The sequence below is a fragment of the Mojavia sp. genome (assembly GCF_059505145.1).
Map to the genome: position 1 here is coordinate 269,550 of NZ_JCACKA010000047.1, position 17,562 is coordinate 287,111.

Genomic DNA, 17,562 nt, shown 5'->3' on the forward strand with positions numbered 1-17,562 from the left:
ACGAATTTTTAATCTACCTTTTGTAATTGCGCTACTCTGGGGTCGATAATTTTTTGTCCCAAATTGGCAAATTTAATTGCTACAGAAAGCTTATTCCCTTCCCCAAAAACATGAGTGATTTCACCAATACCAAAAGTTTTGTGTAAAACGCGATCGCCTACTTTCCAATTTTGCTTACCATTGCTAGAGGCGGCAGTTTTAGTATAGGTTTGGCGAATCTGACTTCTAGTAGTTAATAATTCTTCTGGTACTTCATCCAGAAATTGCGATCGCATGGCGGGTTCACGAGAACCATAAAGGCGGCGTTCACGGGCGTGTGATAAATACAACCGTTCTTGGGCACGAGTAATTCCCACATAACACAGGCGGCGTTCTTCCTCTAAAGATGCAGGATCACTCAGCGAACGGTAGCCAGGAAACAGTCCCTGTTCTAACCCCACTAAAAAGACTACGGGAAATTCTAATCCTTTGGAAGCGTGCAAAGTCATCAGCGAAACTGCTGTTTGTCCTTCTTTCAAATTATCTAAATCAGAACTGAGGGCGGTACTTTGTAAGAACCCTTGCAAGGTAGCATCTTCGTTCTCTTCTTGGAATTGCAGTACAGCGTTATAAAGTTCTTGGACGTTTTGAATTCTGTCTTGCGATTCATCCGTACCCTGATTTAGCAAGTCTTGAACATAACCAGAGTCTTCTAGTATACCTTGGACAATTTCCGCAGCGGGAAGCGTGCCGATTTCTGCTTGCCAACGACTAATCATTTCCGCAAAGCTTTTCACCGATTTAGCGCCACGTCCAGCTAAGGTATTAACTGATGTCTCGTCTGACAATATTTCCCAAAGAGTTGTCCCTAATTGTTGGGAGGCGTTAACTAAAGCATCAATGGTTGTTTTGCCAATACCACGCCGGGGAGTATTGATAACTCGTAACAAACTTACAGTATCTGCTGGGTTAGCGATCGCTCTTAAATAAGCTATAACATCTTTAATTTCTTTGCGATCGTAAAACCTCATTCCTCCTACAACTGTGTAAGGAATTTGATATTTTACTAACAATTCTTCAAAAGGACGAGATTGAGCGTTAGTACGATAAAGTATGGCAAAGCTACCCCAATTCAACTCTGGATTTTGGTGTTCTAAAGTGCGAATTTGGCGAATTATAAACTCGGCTTCGTCTAGTTCATTATCTGCCTTGTGGCAATAAATTTGTTCACCTGCTCCCCGCGTTGGCTTGAGGATTTTATCAATTCGTTGAGTATTATTTTCAATCAGTTCATTAGCTGCTTGCAAAATATTTTCACAAGAGCGATAGTTTTCTTCTAGCTTCACCATTGTTCGGGTATCTTCATCCGGCAAACCATCGCCAAAATCATTCTGAAACTCTAGCAAGATGGTAAAATCAGCCATTCTAAATGAATAAATTGATTGGTCTGCATCACCCACAACAAACACTGAGCGATTTTGCCAATCCCATTCACTCTTTCTATCTTCGCCATTTGTTACCAACAAGCGAATTAGGTCGTACTGAGTGCGGTTAGTATCCTGATATTCATCAACAAGAATATGGCAGAATTTGCGATGCCAATAACCTAAGACTTGTTCATTTTGTTGAAATAGTTTAGTAGGAATGAGAATTAAATCATCAAAATCGAGCGCGTTATTTTCTGCAAGTCTATCTTGATAGCTGCTATAAACTTGAGCAATTACCCGTCCGCGATAATTAGGTTGTTCACGCTCAAATTCTTGTGGTGAGAAACCTTGGTTTTTAGCATTACTGATTGCATAGCGCACAGAACGATGGTCAAATTTCTTATCGTCTAAATTTAGCTGTTTGGTAACGATATCTTTAACTAAGCTTTGAGCATCAGATTCGTCAAAGATAGAGAAATTTTTACTCCAACGGCGGCCTTTTTCATCTTGGTATTTCTCAATATCAAAGCGCAAGATGCGAGAAAAAAGACTATGAAAAGTACCACACCATAAATCTTTAATGGTAGTGCGGTAAACTTGCGATCGCAGTTTAACTTGTTCGTATTCTGGCAACAAATCAAAACGCTGACCATGTTCTTTCATAGCCAACTGTTCGGCAAATAGCTTTTGAATCCGCTCTTTCATCTCCCGTGCGGCTTTATTAGTAAAAGTCACCGCCAAAATATTTTCGGGATGTACACGGTGTTTAAGAATCAGGTTAGCAATCCGATAAGTCAGCGCTCGTGTTTTACCGGAACCTGCGCCAGCCACAACTAGCAGTGGGCCGCAGTAGTGTTCTACGGCTTGACGTTGGCTGGGATTAAGATGGCTGAGAAAGTCAATAGTTGTAGTCATGGATAGCCAAGGCGACTGGGCAAAGAACCGTTTCTTATGAGAGTATCGCAATCAACGCATATTATTCTAGGCTAATTAAAATATCTCAATTCGACCTTGCCGAATTTCTGTATAAAACTCAAACTCTCCGCGCCTGTGCGCCTCTGGGTGAGACTAACTCATATAACGCAACTCTACGACAAAATCTGGATAGATAGGAGCAAAGCCTGCTTTTTCCTCTGGAGTCAGTGCATTCAATCGCTCTAACTTTACCCAAGCAGCATTAGGCGATCGCATCTTCAAAGAAATTATTCTTGCACAGTCAAGGGCAAGCGAACGGTAAAAGTAGAACCAACCCCAAGCTGGCTTTTGACAATAATTTCACCACCCATCATTTGGCAAAAATGGCGACTAATTGCTAAACCTAATCCAGTACCACCATATTTTTTCGTAGTTGATGTATCCCCTTGCATAAAGGGTTGAAATAACTGTTGTTGTTGATTCTGAGACATACCAATGCCTGTGTCGCTAACAGTTAAAGTAATCATGCCAAAAGGAGCTTCTGCTAATAAGTCTTCTTTTTCGCTTTTAACTGTTAACGTTACCTTACCATTTGTAGTAAATTTTGCAGCATTACTCAGCAGGTTTAATAACACCTGGCGCATTCTGGTTTGATCGGCATACATCGTACCCAGTTGTTCATCAAAGACCACTACAAAGATATTGCCGTTTTTTTCTATCGCTGGCTTAACTGTAAGAACAATATTATTAATCAACGTTGCAATCTCAAATGTTTCTGGGTAAAGATTCATTTTCCCCGCTTCAATTTTTGACAAGTCGAGGATGTCATTAATCAGTTCCAGTAAATGTCTTCCCGCAGAGTTGATGGTTTCTAAATCAGTAATAAAGTCTTCCGATAAACCTAAATCAGTAGCATCATCTTCTAGAAGTTGGCTCAACCCAATTACGGCATTTAACGGAGTGCGTAACTCGTGGCTGACATTTGCCAGAAATATGCTTTTTGCTTTGCTAGCAGCTTCAGCTAATTCTTTAGCTTGTTGTAATTCTTTAGTACGCTCAGATACCCGCTCAATTAGACGATTAAGAGATTTGGCTAATAACCCTATTTCATCTTCTGTCGTGATAGGAGCTCGCAAATCGAAATTAGATTTTCTTGCTACTTGTTCAGCTACTTGGGTAACAGTAATTACTGGCTCTGCGATCGCCCGACTTGTACGCCAAGCTACAATGGCTGCGATCGCCACTGATACCAGCATACTCATAATCACAATTAATCTCTCAACACCTTTTGCCTGCTCTACAGAGCGTGTTCTCTCCTGCTCTTGAAATTCAGCATATTGTAAGATGTTAGACAAGGTTTGCGACAGCTGCTCTAGTCGCATGGCTGTTTCACCACGCATAATTTTTAGCAACTGCTCTCGTACTAACGCAATTTCCTGCGCCTGCACTTGCTGGGCGCTAATTTTTTGTAATACAAACTCTACTTGGTCAACATAAGATTTTAAATTAATCGCATAATCTTGCAATAAAGCATCTAAGGTAGCACTTGTAGCTGCTAATCTTTTTGGTTTTTTATTGATAAAATTAGTAATTTCTTGCTCTAATCTTTTAGCTTTGTCAACACTTCTGATAAATTCAGCATTTTTAGTTTGCAACTTTTGTGAATCTTCCAATACTGCAACTAAATTGGCGCTGTATAATTGCGCTCCTACTACTGCATCTTTATAATTATTTAGTAATTGTCTTTGCTCATAAGCTTGGTTAAGTTGTCTGATTTCTCTCCCCCGATAGTAGTTTGCGATTACTAAACCAGTGAGTGAACCAAAAAAGCCAATCCCAATTGCTACAAAATAACCGTAGCCAATTTTTTGATGTATGCGCCAGGAACTTGCTTTGAGTTTCCCTCGTGAGGGAAATTCTATAGTCGGGAGTTCGTCTGTCGATGGCTCTTCTGCTGGCACTGTTTTGCTTTCTGAACTGCTTTCAACAGGGGTTGGCTTTTGAGTTTGCATCCCTCAAATCTCCTTACCCTCCCGTAAAATTCACTATATCAGCCTTGCTTTTGCAATCACTTCAGTTAGTGATTAACAGCTGCATTATCTTCTTTTATAACAAGAGCAAATTAGTACTCACTAGAAAATCGGCATGACTTTTATTATATTTGAGTCTTTTTAAGATGAATATTAATATCAAAATTTAGTAGCAGTAAATAAAAATCGCTTTTTTCAGTAAAAAGCGGCTCCTTCAAGCAAATGCACTCCTATAAAGTTATCTTTTTTACCACGTTCTTCGATCTGCTACTGATTGTGGCAATATTCTAACTTTTGGTTAAACTACTAATTTACTTGAACTTTAGCCTTCTAAAAGCCACTCTCAAGTTTTACAAAGCAGTATACACCTGTTTTTAACGACAAAGGGTGTTAAAACTACTGCTCTTTATAGACAGGCTCATTGTTTTCTGATTTTATCACTAATTCCTTTGATTCTCCAATAATTATATTTTTCTACATTAATGTAGTTGACAAAACTAAATTTTTGAAAATTGGCTAGTTTAAGTGCTAATCATTGCATTTAAATAAGCTAATAAAAATCCTCTGTCTTGTAGCAGTTTTGCCACCATGAAGGCAGAGGAGTTTTCTAATTAGGTTTTCGACATTTTCAAATTACTTAATATGTGGTATTGCTAACTACACAATAGTTACTTATACCTTCATATCTAGTAAAGCTCTGGAACGTTGACACTAGTTTACTTCAATGCTTGGGCGCGCTACGCGATTGCGCTCCGCGCAGCACCAAGGGCGATCGCAGCCGGAAGAGACTCGTTTACTGCTTGCTTCAACAAGTCGGCTTTATCGGTATTCTCCCAAGGCAAATCTAAATCAGCCCGACCAAAGTGACCGTAAGCCGCGACGTCCTGATAAAAACGTCCGCCTCGTCCACTTGGCAAGTTACGTAAATTGAAAGTGTGGATAATCCCCGCAGGTCTTAGTTCAAAGTGCTTTTTGACTAATTCCAACAAAATGTCATCATCGACTTTGCCAGTGCCAAAGGTATCGAGAAAAATGCTCACTGGTCGTGCGACACCAATGGCATAACTTAACTGGACTTCACATTTTTCTGCTAACCCTGCGGCGACAATATTTTTAGCCACATAGCGAGCTGCATAAGCAGCAGAACGGTCTACCTTAGTGGGGTCTTTGCCCGAAAAAGCACCGCCGCCATGTCGTGAATAACCACCGTAAGTATCAACAATGATTTTCCGTCCTGTTAGACCAGAATCTCCCTGAGGGCCACCAATAACAAATTTCCCGGTGGGGTTGACTAAAAAACGTGTCTGCTCGTCTGGTTTAATGTCAATGTCTCCAAAAACAGGTTGAACTACTGCTGTCCAGAGGTCTTCCTTAATCTTGGCTTGTACTGCTGCTTCATCTGTGATTTCCCCAATACTAGCTGTATGTTGAGTGGAAATCAAAATTGTATCAATGCCTACGGGACATCCATCTTCGTAGGCTACAGTGACTTGAGTTTTACCATCTGGACGTAAGTATGGTAAATCGCCTGTTTTGCGAACTGCTGCTAGTCGGCGGGCAATACGGTGGGCAAGACAAATCGGTAAAGGTATAAGTTCAGGGGTTTCGTTGCTAGCAAAACCGAACATTATCCCTTGGTCACCCGCGCCTATAGTATCGAACAGTTCGTCGCTATCTTGCTCACGGGTTTCTTGGGCGGTGTTAACGCCTTGGGCAATATCAGGCGACTGTTCGTCTAATGCTACTATTACACTAGTACTATTTGCTGAAAAGCCGTTATCAGCATTGGTATAACCAATTTCGGCAATTTTTTTGCGGGCAAGATTAACATAATTGACATTGGCTTTAGTGGTGATTTCACCTGTGATTAGCACTAAGCCAGTATTAACCACTACTTCAGCCGCAACACGACTAGTGGGGTCTTGGGTCAGTAAGGCATCAAGAATAGTATCAGAAATCTGATCGCAAATTTTATCTGGATGTCCTTCGGTAACTGACTCGGAGGTAAATAGATATCGACGAGACAAAGGTATTCCTCCTTGTAAGAGAGTTTTCACTGGCTAAATGTGATTATTTAGTACAGTTACTCTAATTTCTGAAATCATAACAATATTGACACATTGAGTAGTTAGTGTCTTCTTAATCTTCTAAAAAATTACTACTTGGATCGAAAATTTCTAAATACTGTTCCCTTTAATATGCTTACACATAAGGAACAGGGGAGGATTGGTATAAGAGAAAGAATAGAATTGCTTTTGGCTAAAAATTTTTTGTAAAAAAAAGGGGGATACCCGCCAGCATCCCCCAAAGCTTTGACACAAACTCTGCTGTTTTAAACTTGAACTGCTAACTTGGCTTCCTTTGCTGTTAACCGCTCGTAAGCGTCACGCATTTTCAGCCCTGTCAGCACTTGGAACAAACCAGTTCCATTGTTAGAACCTGGGTACTCACGATGCTGGAGTAACAAGTGAGTCAACTCGCCTTGGTATTTAGTGGATGTGTTACTGAGATGGGTTTCGATGTAAATTACTTCTTCTAGGTTGTCAAATTGACCATCAACTTCTAACACTGAAACATAGCGACCATAGTATACATCTGAACCGTAGTATACTTGCATACCAGGGTATGAACAGGTTAGTTTACGTCCGCAAGGAGTCCAGTTAATTGTTGAACCTTCATCGAAGAGGTAGGTTGGCTCAAAGCCTTCTTTACCTTCTCGTTGCAGCATCCGTACTCGCAGGACTTTGCGCTCTGTATCGTTTTTAATTAAGTTGGTGGGTAATACTTGCAGAACTACATCAGCAAATTCTCTTTGTGGCTCGATAAACTTATCAAAATCAGGTTTACGAGAATTGATTTGAGCTAAAACATCTTCGTAGCGATGACCTCTTTCAGCCATGTCTCGCTGAATTTTCCAGGCAATTTTTACTTCATCGCTGATGTCAAAATAAACACTAAAGTCAATCAGCGATCGCACTCGCTCATCATATAAAGGATGTAGCCCTTCAATCACTATGATATGATTCGGCTCTATCCGCTCTGGTGGGTCGATCATGCCGGTTTCGTGGTTGTAAATCGGCTTATCAATCGCTTGACCATTCTTGAGAGCTTTAATTTGCTCATACATGAGGTCAAAATTGTTCGCCCTGGGGTCAAGAGCCGTTATCCCAGTTTCTTTGCGCTGTTTGCGATCTAGGGAATGATAGTCATCCAAACAGATAACTGTCATTAAATCTTCACCAAACAAATCTATTAAACGACGCAAAAACGTAGATTTACCGCACCCGGAGTCTCCGGCTACTCCAATTAGTACCACGCGTTCCGGCTTAATTGTCATAAATCTCCTCTAAATACTAAAGATGTGTCAATCAATAATTTTTCACACAGCAGATTCTGAAGCCAGGAGTTTACCCCATTGGTTTTATCCGGCGTTCTTGCTACCCACAGCGCCATAAGAAGTCAGACGCGCATACAACAAAGTAATAGTTGTTACCCGTCTGTCTAGCCTGAATTCGTTGCTGGTAAGTATTTAATCCTAGTGGTATATTTGATTTTAACAGAAGGGGTTATTCTATACAAGGTTTGCTGTCAGGAAGAATCTAGTGGTTCATCAATCATGTTGATGATTTTGTGAGTGATTTTAAAAAACATCTCCTGATCACCCAAAAGCAGTCTGGCAAACACTGTTAGCTATTTATGGCTCTCTCAATCACGTGTATAAAGTATAATTTTCTTCAGCAGCAAATTTTTTGCCATTCTTGAATTTTAGTTGGTTTTATAGCAATACTTCAAACATTCATAGCCAATATCTATCTAATGAATGAGTAAGCAACTAATAGGCAAAAAAATATTGGTCATACTTTTTTAGACTCGCTTAAATACAACTGAGTGTATCCAGAAGTCTACTTTTAGAGGTTGACAGATGTTTCACATCAAGTAAAACTTATTATAGTTGCTTATATCATGTCTCTCTGTATCATTATGTTTTATAGATTGTCCTATCCTAGTCGTGGAATTAGTCATCACGATGTGATAAATGCAACTAGAAACATTCTTGATGCAAATCGCAGAAAAGTTTTCTGTCGAATGGGAGGAAAGGGTGCAGTTAGGGAAATAAAACCAATCGGAAGAAAACTTTCCGTGATTGGCATTCCCCAAATCAAATATATACGCCCAAAGAAAGCACGCGTAGCGGCAGGTTTTGGCGGCAAAATGGGTGGTAGCTTATACCAATCAAAACTGTCTTTACCTTATAACCGAATCTGCCATGACGACGCGCCCCTTGGGTAGTTGCCTGCTATCTCCACCAATGGCGGCGGTAGTTCACGAAAAAAAGATTAAATTGACTCATTATTAACATTCTCCAAAAGACTTATCCTCTACCTTAGAAGGTGAACAGGTGTGTTTTTGCGCTGCCTGCATGTCTTTGGTGAGTGTACTTAGCAAAGCATTAGCTTATGATGCTGCTTTCCTAAAGCGCCAGTTTTGTGAAACGAAAATCCGGTAAACTAAAGCTGGCTTGTGATAGGAAGAGTTTTTTTTTGAAAAACGGTTAAGTAAACATCGGAGTGGTAGAACGAATGTACAATCAAGGTGCTGTTGAGGGTGCTGCCAACACAGAATCAGGTAGCCGCGTCTTCGTTTACGAAGTGGTGGGTCTGCGTCAGAACGAAGAAACTGATCAAACCAACTACCCAATTCGTAAAAGTGGCAGTGTATTCATCAGAGTGCCTTACAACCGCATGAACCAAGAAATGCGACGTATCACTCGCCTAGGCGGCAAAATTGTTAGTATTCAACCCATAAGTGCTTTAGCACAAGTCAATGGTAAAGCCGCATTTGGGATTGCTAATAGTGATGTAAACGAGTTAGCTACATCTGGGGAGACTGCTAACAGTGAGGGGAATGGTCAAGCCACACCTGTGAACGCTAAAAGTGAAGTTAAAGGCTTCGCTAAATCATCAGCTGAAGAACAGCTCAAGAAGAAGGATAAGAAAGGCAACACCATGACTCAAGCGAAAGCCAAAAAAGACGCCCACGCTGATGTTCCTGTTAACATATACCGTCCCAACGCTCCATTTATTGGTAAGTGCATATCTAATGAACCGTTAGTCAAAGAAGGCGGTATTGGGATTGTTCAACACATCAAGTTTGACCTTTCTGGTGGGGATTTGAAATATATAGAAGGTCAAAGTATTGGTATTATTCCACCAGGAGTAGACAAGAACGGTAAGCCGGAAAAACTCAGACTGTATTCGATCGCCTCAACTCGTCATGGCGACGATGTAGATGACAAGACAGTATCACTGTGCGTCCGTCAGTTGGAGTATAAGCACCCAGAAACCGGTGAAACAGTCTATGGTGTTTGCTCAACTCACTTATGTTTCCTGGAACCAGGGGCAGAAGTAAAAATTACTGGCCCTGTGGGTAAAGAAATGTTATTACCCAGCGACCCCGATGCCAAAGTGATCATGATGGCAACCGGAACAGGTATTGCTCCAATGCGGGCTTACTTGTGGCGGATGTTTAAGGATGCAGAAAGAGCAGCTAACCCAGATTACCAGTTCAATGGTTTTGCTTGGTTAATCTTTGGTGTACCAACAACTCCAAACATCCTATATAAGGAAGAACTGGAGGAAATGCAACAGAAGTATCCTGATAACTTCCGCCTCACCTACGCCATCAGCCGTGAGCAGAAGAATCCCCAAGGTGGCAGAATGTACATCCAAGACCGTGTTGCAGAACACGCAGATGAACTGTGGAAGTTAATTAAAGAGGAAAAAACCCACACCTACATCTGCGGTTTGCGCGGTATGGAAGATGGTATTGATGCTGCTCTAACAGCTGCGGCTGCTAAGGAAGGAGTAACCTGGAGTGATTATCAGAAGGAAATCAAGAAAGCTGGTCGCTGGCACGTAGAAACCTACTAAGTGCTAAGTTATAAATTTTGAATTCTGAGTGTGTAGGGTGGGCAATGCCCAGCCTACAATTTTTTTGTATTAGTAGAAACTTGTTAAGTGCTGAGTTTTTAGTTAGGAATTTAGTAGAGTAGGCGCTGCCCATCTTACAATTGTTTTGGATGAATAGTTAAGCAAAGGGTTCTGGTAGATAAAGAAACAAGTATCTATCACTACTCAGTACTTCATGACTCAGAACTCAGAACTAATTTGGTGCAAAGCTTGTGGGAGTGAAGCTAGGAATACTGGGATTAGGAACTGTAGGGACGGGTACTGTACAGTTGTTACAAGAGCAGACTGGGCGTAACCCGTTATTGCAGGAAGTAGAAATATACCGAGTGGGAGTGCGATCGCTTGATAAATCCCGTGCGGTAGAATTGCCAAAGGACGTAATCACTACAGATTTAGAAGCGATTGTCAACGATCCGACGGTAGATATAGTAGTTGAAGTGATGGGTGGATTAGAACCAGCGCGATCGCTGATTCTTAAAGCTCTACGCAATGGTAAACACGTTGTCACTGCTAATAAAGCTGCGATCGCCCGCTTTGGTGATGAAATTTTTACAACAGCCAATCAAGCTGGGGTATATGTCTTGCTAGAAGCAGCAGTTGGCGGTGGTATCCCTGTGATACAACCGCTAAAGCAGTCTTTAAGTGTTAACCGCATTCACGCTGTTACGGGTATTGTTAACGGTACTACCAACTACATCCTTACACGGATGCAAACAGAAGGTAGCAACTTTAACGATGTGTTAGTGGATGCCCAACGATTGGGCTATGCTGAGGCCGATCCTACTGCTGATGTGGATGGCTTAGACGCAGCAGATAAAATTTCCATTCTGGCATCATTAGCCTTTGGCGGACGTATTCATCTGCAAGATGTTTACTGTGAAGGAATTCGCCAAGTCAGCAAGACAGATATTGCCTATGCTGAAAAATTAGGATTTGTGATTAAATTGCTGGCGATCGCTAAACTTCATAGCAGCGATACCTCAAAGCTATCTGTAAGAGTTCACCCCACCTTAGTGCCCAAAGCACACCCGCTAGCTAGTATTAACGGGGTGTATAACGCCATTCTTGTGGAAGGAGAACCGATTGGGCAAGTGATGTTTTTTGGCCCTGGTGCAGGTGCAGGTGCAACTGCTAGTGCTGTCTCATCAGATATTTTAAATCTAGTTGCGACGCTGAAAACGAGTACAGCTAACCTAAATCCTCTATTAGCTTGTAGTCATCAAGATTACTGTCAAATAGCGCCCATAGCAGAAGTTGTAACTCGATTTTACACGCGCTTCCTGACTAGAGACCAACCCGGAGTGATCGGCAAGTTAGGTACTTGCTTTGGCAATTACGACGTTAGCTTAGAGTCAGTTGTCCAAACTGGCTTTCAGGGAGAACTAGCAGAGATTGTTGTTGTCACCCACGACGTTAGGGAAGGCGACTTTCGACAAGCTTTAGCAGAAATTCAAACCCTAGAGGCAATAGACAGCATTCCTAGCTTATTGCGCGTACTATGAGAAGCAATAAATTCCGCTATCGAATAGTGTTCAATCTGGTTAGAATTACTCAATAAATCACATCTTGTGTTTTCAGAAATTTAACTCAAAACTGGTGGGAAATTCCCAGAAGAGAAAAAACTAACTCTTCAACCCTTGTCCTTCTGCTTTCACTCTATTTTCTAGATAATAATCACAATTGAGGGCAGACATCTATCCTCCTGATAAATGACAGGAATCTTACCTGTCATTTAATTTTTTCATGCTTCTGATAAATTGTTTTAGAGTAGGATATGTGGTTTTTTAAATAAGCATATATCTAAAGAAATAGATATAAAAAATCTGCCCCTAAATTCGACTTAAATTTTGAGAAAGTAATAATATTTGATTTGTGCCAGTGCAACTATAGCTCGCCACAAATACCTATGAAACTAGATATTCTCGCAACTCTATCGCAGAGGATGAATGAGTTTTTTATTTCTTCCGTCTTATTTACGCCTATAAAAGAGCCAGTGCCGGTTTTTTTGATGATTTTAGGGATTATGCTAATTGCACCCCTATTATTTGAGAGAATCCGTTTACCTGGAATCGTGGGGCTAATTTTGGCGGGAGTTATAGTAGGCCCCTATGGATTAGGACTACTGGCAAGAGATAGCACAATTGTACTTTTGGGCACAGTTGGCTTGCTGTTTCTCATGTTTATGGCAGGACTGGAAACTAGCCTGGATGACATGAAATATAACGCAGATAAAGCGGTGATTTTTGGGCTAGCTACCTTTGCTGTACCAATGGTATTGGGTGTTGGAGCGATGATGGCGATCGGTTACGGTCTTTTACCAGCCATTTTAGTTGCTTCCTGTTTCGCCTCCCATACCTTATTAGCATTACCTGTAGCCAGCAAATTGGGAATCATGCGTTCTCAGGTTTTGACTACAACTCTTGGCGGTACGCTAATTACCAATATTTTGGCACTGTTAGTGTTAGCTGTAGTGGTGAGAGCGCATCAAGGCAGTTTAACCCTCAGCTTTTGGCTATTTCTGATTCCAGCACTCATTATCTATACTTTTCTTACACTCTGGGGCGTTCCTCGGATCGGCCGCTGGTTTTTTCGGCGGTTTGGACACGACGAAGGCGCAGAGTTTACATTTGTGCTGGCTACCCTGTTTGTGGTTTCTTACGGAGCAGAATTAGTCAGTATTGAGCCGATTATTGGTGCTTTTTTAGCTGGAGTTGCCATTACTCAGCTAATCCCACAATATAGTCCCCTAATGAATCGGATTCAATTCATTGGAAATACACTATTTGTGCCATTTTTTCTGATTTCTGTGGGTATGTTAGTCAATGCCCGGATTTTATTTCAAGAACCGCGAGCGCTAGTAGTCTCCGGTGTGATGGTAGTTGTGGCTATTGTTGCCAAGTTCCTGCCTGCATGGGGTGTGGGCAAAATATTCGGATTTGACTTGAACAATATCATGGTCTTGTTTGGGCTATCGGTGGCTCAAGCTGCCTCTACTTTGGCGGCAATTACTGTTGCCTACCAAATTGAGTTAGTCGATCAATTAACCGTAAATGGCACGATCGCCATGATCTTAGTTACCTGTATTGCTTCTCCTTGGGTAACGGCTAAATGGGGACGAAATCTCAAACCAGAAGAAACCAGTACACAAAGTAGCCAGACAGTAAACTTGGGCGATCGCGTTTTAGTACCAATTGCCAACCCCAGCACTGAAGATAATCTGTTGCAAATGGCAATCATTTTGGCAAAATCAGCTTCTGGAACTCTGTTACCGCTACACATTTTATTAGAACAGAGTGCCCCTGTTTCCCCAGAGGCTAAAGCTAGGCAAAGTCAATTACTCTCAACCGCAGAAATGATTGCCCATGCTGCCGTTGCTAACGTTACTCCAATTGGGCGGATTGACGAATCAATTGATAAGGGTATCGCGCGAGTTGCAGAAGAAAAACAGGCCAGTGTGATTATCTGTGGTTGGAAAGGTTACTCCAGTTATCAGGAAAATTTATTTGGCGGCGTAATTGACAAAATTGTCCATCGTACTTCAGTACCTGTATTGGTAACTCGATTTCCTTTACCTATTGAACATACGAAACGAGTTTTTCTCGCTTTTACCGCTCAACAAGCTTATGCTGATTCTTTTGGGCAAAGTATTGAATTAGCAAAAAGTCTGGCAACAGAACTTAAAGCATCCCTACAACTGTTACAAGTCACATCGGTACGGGATGCAACTATTGAGTTGATTCACACTGGATTACCAGAAGATACACCTATTCAACGAGTGCGGGGCAATTTTGTGCGGCAAGTTTCTCGGTTACTTAAAACCGATGATTTATTACTTTTGAATGGATCTGTTGAGCATAAACACCAACTATTTTCTCTGCTAGGGCAAGTACCAGAAGCGATCGCCCGTAATCACCCTAAATTGGCGATGATTGTTGCCTACTTTCCTCACTAAAAGGAGAACTTTTACTTGTTATGTTGACTGTAGTGACGGAGCCTTTCTTCTTTCAGGTACGGGATTAGAACCATCCCAAACAGCCCGTTGACCATCAGCATTAATTAGAGTGATTTTTACCCTTTGTGCTGTGAAATTCTCGGAAAAAACTTGTAGCCATTCTAACCAGTCATCTTCTGGAAGTGCGTTAAGCCCACTAAAATTAATTTGTAGTTTTCTGCAAAACTCTCCAGGATGCTCAGGATCAGGCTCTAGTGTACAGATGTTGTCTTGTTTGATTTCTATGCGCGTCTCCTGTTTTTCATTCTTGTATTCGTCTAAGTACACCATTTGAACTATTACGCCCCCTGCTTGGGAAAAATGCTCTCCAGCGAGGGTAAGGTGAGGAGTCAGGTCAGGATTTGTAATTAAGTCTTCAGGGTTATCCCACAATACTACTTGACTAATGTTTGGCCCTGGTTTGCGGACAGCTTTACCACCGATATAGCCACCAGCACTGATTCCCATCAGCACCAAAATTTCCGAGGGGATGGTTGGTAAAGAAGACGCAGTTGTATAGGTGACTAAAAGAATAACGATAAAAGCAATGCCAATAATTAAGTTCCAAACTACCTGCTGTACGCGTTCTAAGGCTACTACGCCACCATGCACTACCAGATCCGACCAGGCAGGATTAACTTCTCCAGATCCTTTACTGCCTCGAATTGTGGAGGTTGCCTGGGCCGTCACCAGTGTTACCAGACTAATCAAAAAGGTATAGCCGAATCCTGATAGCGGTATGAACTCCCACACGCCTTGGATTGATCCGCGTCCGATGAAAAGAAATAAATAGCCAAAAACTATGATAGTGAGCCACCATATAAATTGGGCACGAGCCAGACTAAAAGTGTTAGTCTGTCGATCTAGGAGTAGCCACTCTAATGAATTGAGGTTTTTTCTCTTGCTTTCTTTGAGCAGGCTTGGCAAGTGTGCTTGTTTTGACTGTGTAGCCAGCGCATAGATGATCACCACAAGTATGAGCGTTATAAATGCTGCGATCGCAAACATAAGAAAAGTAGTTAACCCACTTACAGGACGCATTACCATTACCTGAAGTCGATCATCAGGTAGTTGGGGATCAATGTTAGTTGCATTTCCTCCCACCTCCACACTTACAGGGTGTGTTCCCCGGCTTAATTTCTTTAGCTGCTCGCTACTAAAGGTGGCAAAAATCGCCCTTCTGTCTTCTGTGACTTTGACATTAGTAGTAGTAGCAATATCTGGGGGATTGCCAATTTTTACCTCAATTTTATTTCTAAGTAAATTGTCTGGCTTGGGAAAGTTATCTCCTGTCACCACTAAATTGAGTTTTTCCTGTTTGTAGCGTCTGATATCTTGTTGTACAAATGGAAGTGACTGAGGAATACTGATATAAAATTCCTTAGGACTAATGCTCCTTATCGAAGTAACACGAGGTATAGTCAGCGTTTCATTACTAGTCTGCTGAATAGAAGTTGTAGTGCCTGTCTGATTAGAGTTGGTATTAGTTGGCGCTATAGTGCTACTATTTTGCTGTGCTTCACCCAATCCTACTGAAGTCAACAGTAAAATGCACGCTAGACCAAGGGATAGCAAAGGGTAATAATATCTCTTACTGATTCGTTTCCAGGATATTTTAAATAAACGCATAAGATAGTACGACTATTATTAATTCAGATGGGCGCATCAATTGTGTTTGGTGGGTAAGCTGTTAAGCATTTAATTTGCACATTGAGACCGCAGGGGAGCAGGGGGCAGGGAGCAGGGGAGAGGGTTTGCAGCTTTTATTACCATGAAAATGGTGCAATTTAAATGACGATTAGCTTACACCAAACGAAAATAACTGACGCTATGGAGTATAAATACTGAAAGATTGCCTATGACAGGTTTATAGTATATATCATCATATTCAGTATTTTTATTTATTACTGCTCAGAATCCTATGAGTTAGTTATTTGTAATCTTATGTAATGTTATTTATTACTCTTTGTACTCCAGATTAAGAGTTGTCTGAGTTTACTCTCTATTTTGTTAGCGATCGCTGCCATTACCTACACTCTTCATATCCCTGGCTATAACGAATTCGGTTTAATCTGGATAACCTAAATTTAACTATTTAAATATGGATAAATTATGGCTTTTTGCTCGGACTCACCGGACAGCCTCAAGAATTACAAATTAGTAATTATTTAGTTAGCTACAATTTTTAATATTAATTTAAATAAAAAAATATTCTGATGAAAATTCACTCTGAAATGAGAATTACTTTCATTAGAATATTAGCAAGCTTTGCCAACAATCATCATGCACAAGGTGAGCTTATCTTTTGGCTGGCTCTAGTGGATGTTTATTGGCATTATCCTCAGGCACTTCATAACCATTATTTCTGTATTTAACTTTGTCATAAAATTCTGAGTTTACAAAAGTACTATCAAAATGTTTACCAAATGCAGCTGAACCTGCTGCACACAATCCGTTAAGTTCATCTGCGAGGGATTTTGCTTTTTTTAAATCCTCTTTTGATAGAGCTTCTATCAACTGTCCTATCTTATCTGACTGTTGTTTAAGTTGAATTTGCACTTGCTCTTTAAGCCTCTCTTCTCTTCTGACATACTCGAACATTCGCTCTTGTAAAGCGCGAAAAAAGGCAGAGCCAGCATAGCCTACAACTAATGACATTGTAATTAGAGTAAAAGCATTGTCAGGTTTGAGAAGTATTAATACAGGTGGTGATACTGCTCCACCAATTAGAGACTGTGATATGCAAGTTCTAATAATAGCAGCCCGCTTTTGCTTATCTAACCTTGCTCTATACTCTTTATCTAAGTTTTTGTTCTGTTTTGCTAGTTGCTGTTCAAGTCGAACTAATTTCTGTTCAATAGGTCTAGATATCTCTTCTTCTGTTACCTTGAAGTTCATTAAGAAAGAAATAAAGCCACCTAAAGCACCTGCTATAAAAATTATAAGCAGGATTTTTCCAAGTTCCCAACCAATGGGTAGCTGATTCATCTGGGTATACATATAATTCCCAGAGGAAGGCTGTACTGCATACACTACTCTAGTTGTCAACAAAGTAGTTATAGACAGTAATGACATTATTACTATCCTGTGCTTCATAATTTTACTGTTCATTGTTCTCATTTTTGATCAATCTACATTTCTTGTGATTTTACAGAAAAATATTTTCCGTTAATCAACACAAAGAATTTTCTTCAATAAATGATACTAGAATATTAAACAAGGCTGAAAATAAGTGATATAATTTTTGGCTG

General features: G+C 40.8%; 10 protein-coding genes and 1 pseudogene. 4 read left to right on the forward strand and 7 right to left on the reverse strand.

Features of this window, described 5'->3' with window-relative positions:
* Nucleotides 1-8: 8 nt before the first annotated feature.
* The 5 genes and pseudogenes from pcrA to AC5JL8_RS08420 form a co-directional block, all read right to left on the reverse strand.
* A complete protein-coding gene (pcrA, locus tag AC5JL8_RS08400) occupies nucleotides 9-2,321 on the reverse strand; it encodes a DNA helicase PcrA (RefSeq protein WP_495879321.1) in 2,313 nt (770 codons plus the stop codon).
* A 156-nt stretch (nucleotides 2,322-2,477) separates the two neighbouring features.
* Nucleotides 2,478-2,594: pseudogene (locus AC5JL8_RS08405) on the reverse strand (Uma2 family endonuclease); the annotation flags it as partial.
* A gap of 14 nt (nucleotides 2,595-2,608) precedes the next feature.
* Nucleotides 2,609-4,333, reverse strand: coding sequence for a sensor histidine kinase (locus tag AC5JL8_RS08410; protein WP_495879322.1), 1,725 nt, complete (start codon nucleotides 4,331-4,333; stop codon nucleotides 2,609-2,611).
* Between the two features lie 755 nt (nucleotides 4,334-5,088).
* Nucleotides 5,089-6,378: a methionine adenosyltransferase gene (gene metK, locus AC5JL8_RS08415; protein WP_495879561.1), complete on the reverse strand. Its 1,290-nt coding sequence runs from the start codon at nucleotides 6,376-6,378 to the stop codon at nucleotides 5,089-5,091.
* A gap of 305 nt (nucleotides 6,379-6,683) precedes the next feature.
* Entirely contained in the window at nucleotides 6,684-7,688 is a 1,005-nt protein-coding gene (locus AC5JL8_RS08420) for a phosphoribulokinase (protein WP_495879323.1), read from the reverse strand.
* A gap of 644 nt (nucleotides 7,689-8,332) precedes the next feature.
* Here AC5JL8_RS08420 and AC5JL8_RS08425 point away from each other — a divergent pair.
* From AC5JL8_RS08425 to AC5JL8_RS08440, 4 genes are all read left to right on the forward strand, one after another.
* Complete coding sequence (locus tag AC5JL8_RS08425; RefSeq protein ID WP_495879324.1) at nucleotides 8,333-8,641, forward strand: hypothetical protein; 309 nt, start codon at nucleotides 8,333-8,335, stop codon at nucleotides 8,639-8,641.
* Nucleotides 8,642-8,931: 290 nt separating this feature from the next.
* Nucleotides 8,932-10,281: a bifunctional rod-capping linker CpcD/ferredoxin--NADP reductase PetH gene (cpcD/petH, locus tag AC5JL8_RS08430; protein ID WP_495879562.1), complete on the forward strand. Its 1,350-nt coding sequence runs from the start codon at nucleotides 8,932-8,934 to the stop codon at nucleotides 10,279-10,281.
* 251 nt (nucleotides 10,282-10,532) lie between these two features.
* Nucleotides 10,533-11,822 (forward strand): homoserine dehydrogenase, encoded by a 1,290-nt coding sequence (locus AC5JL8_RS08435; protein WP_495879325.1) that lies wholly within the window; start codon nucleotides 10,533-10,535, stop codon nucleotides 11,820-11,822.
* A 440-nt stretch (nucleotides 11,823-12,262) separates the two neighbouring features.
* Nucleotides 12,263-14,272 (forward strand): cation:proton antiporter domain-containing protein, encoded by a 2,010-nt coding sequence (locus AC5JL8_RS08440; RefSeq protein ID WP_495879563.1) that lies wholly within the window; start codon nucleotides 12,263-12,265, stop codon nucleotides 14,270-14,272.
* A gap of 18 nt (nucleotides 14,273-14,290) precedes the next feature.
* On the opposite strand, the gene AC5JL8_RS08445 is transcribed toward AC5JL8_RS08440, so the two are convergent.
* Nucleotides 14,291-15,853, reverse strand: coding sequence for a hypothetical protein (locus AC5JL8_RS08445; RefSeq protein WP_495879326.1), 1,563 nt, complete (start codon nucleotides 15,851-15,853; stop codon nucleotides 14,291-14,293).
* Nucleotides 15,854-16,609: 756 nt separating this feature from the next.
* A complete protein-coding gene (locus AC5JL8_RS08450; RefSeq protein ID WP_495879327.1) occupies nucleotides 16,610-17,299 on the reverse strand; it encodes a hypothetical protein in 690 nt (229 codons plus the stop codon).
* Between the last annotated feature and the right edge of the window lie 263 nt (nucleotides 17,300-17,562).

Excerpts from the sequence above, each read along its gene's own strand:
- AC5JL8_RS08420 (WP_495879323.1), bottom strand. The coding sequence starts at position 7,688 with ATGACAATTAAGCCGGAACGCGTGGTACTAATTGGAGTAGCCGGAGAC.
- cpcD/petH (WP_495879562.1), top strand. The coding sequence starts at position 8,932 with ATGTACAATCAAGGTGCTGTTGAGGGTGCTGCCAACACAGAATCAGGT.
- AC5JL8_RS08425 (WP_495879324.1), top strand. The coding sequence starts at position 8,333 with ATGTTTTATAGATTGTCCTATCCTAGTCGTGGAATTAGTCATCACGAT.
- pcrA (WP_495879321.1), bottom strand. The coding sequence starts at position 2,321 with ATGACTACAACTATTGACTTTCTCAGCCATCTTAATCCCAGCCAACGT.
- AC5JL8_RS08450 (WP_495879327.1), bottom strand. The coding sequence starts at position 17,299 with ATGAATCAGCTACCCATTGGTTGGGAACTTGGAAAAATCCTGCTTATA.
- AC5JL8_RS08440 (WP_495879563.1), top strand. The coding sequence starts at position 12,263 with ATGAATGAGTTTTTTATTTCTTCCGTCTTATTTACGCCTATAAAAGAG.
- AC5JL8_RS08410 (WP_495879322.1), bottom strand. The coding sequence starts at position 4,333 with ATGCAAACTCAAAAGCCAACCCCTGTTGAAAGCAGTTCAGAAAGCAAA.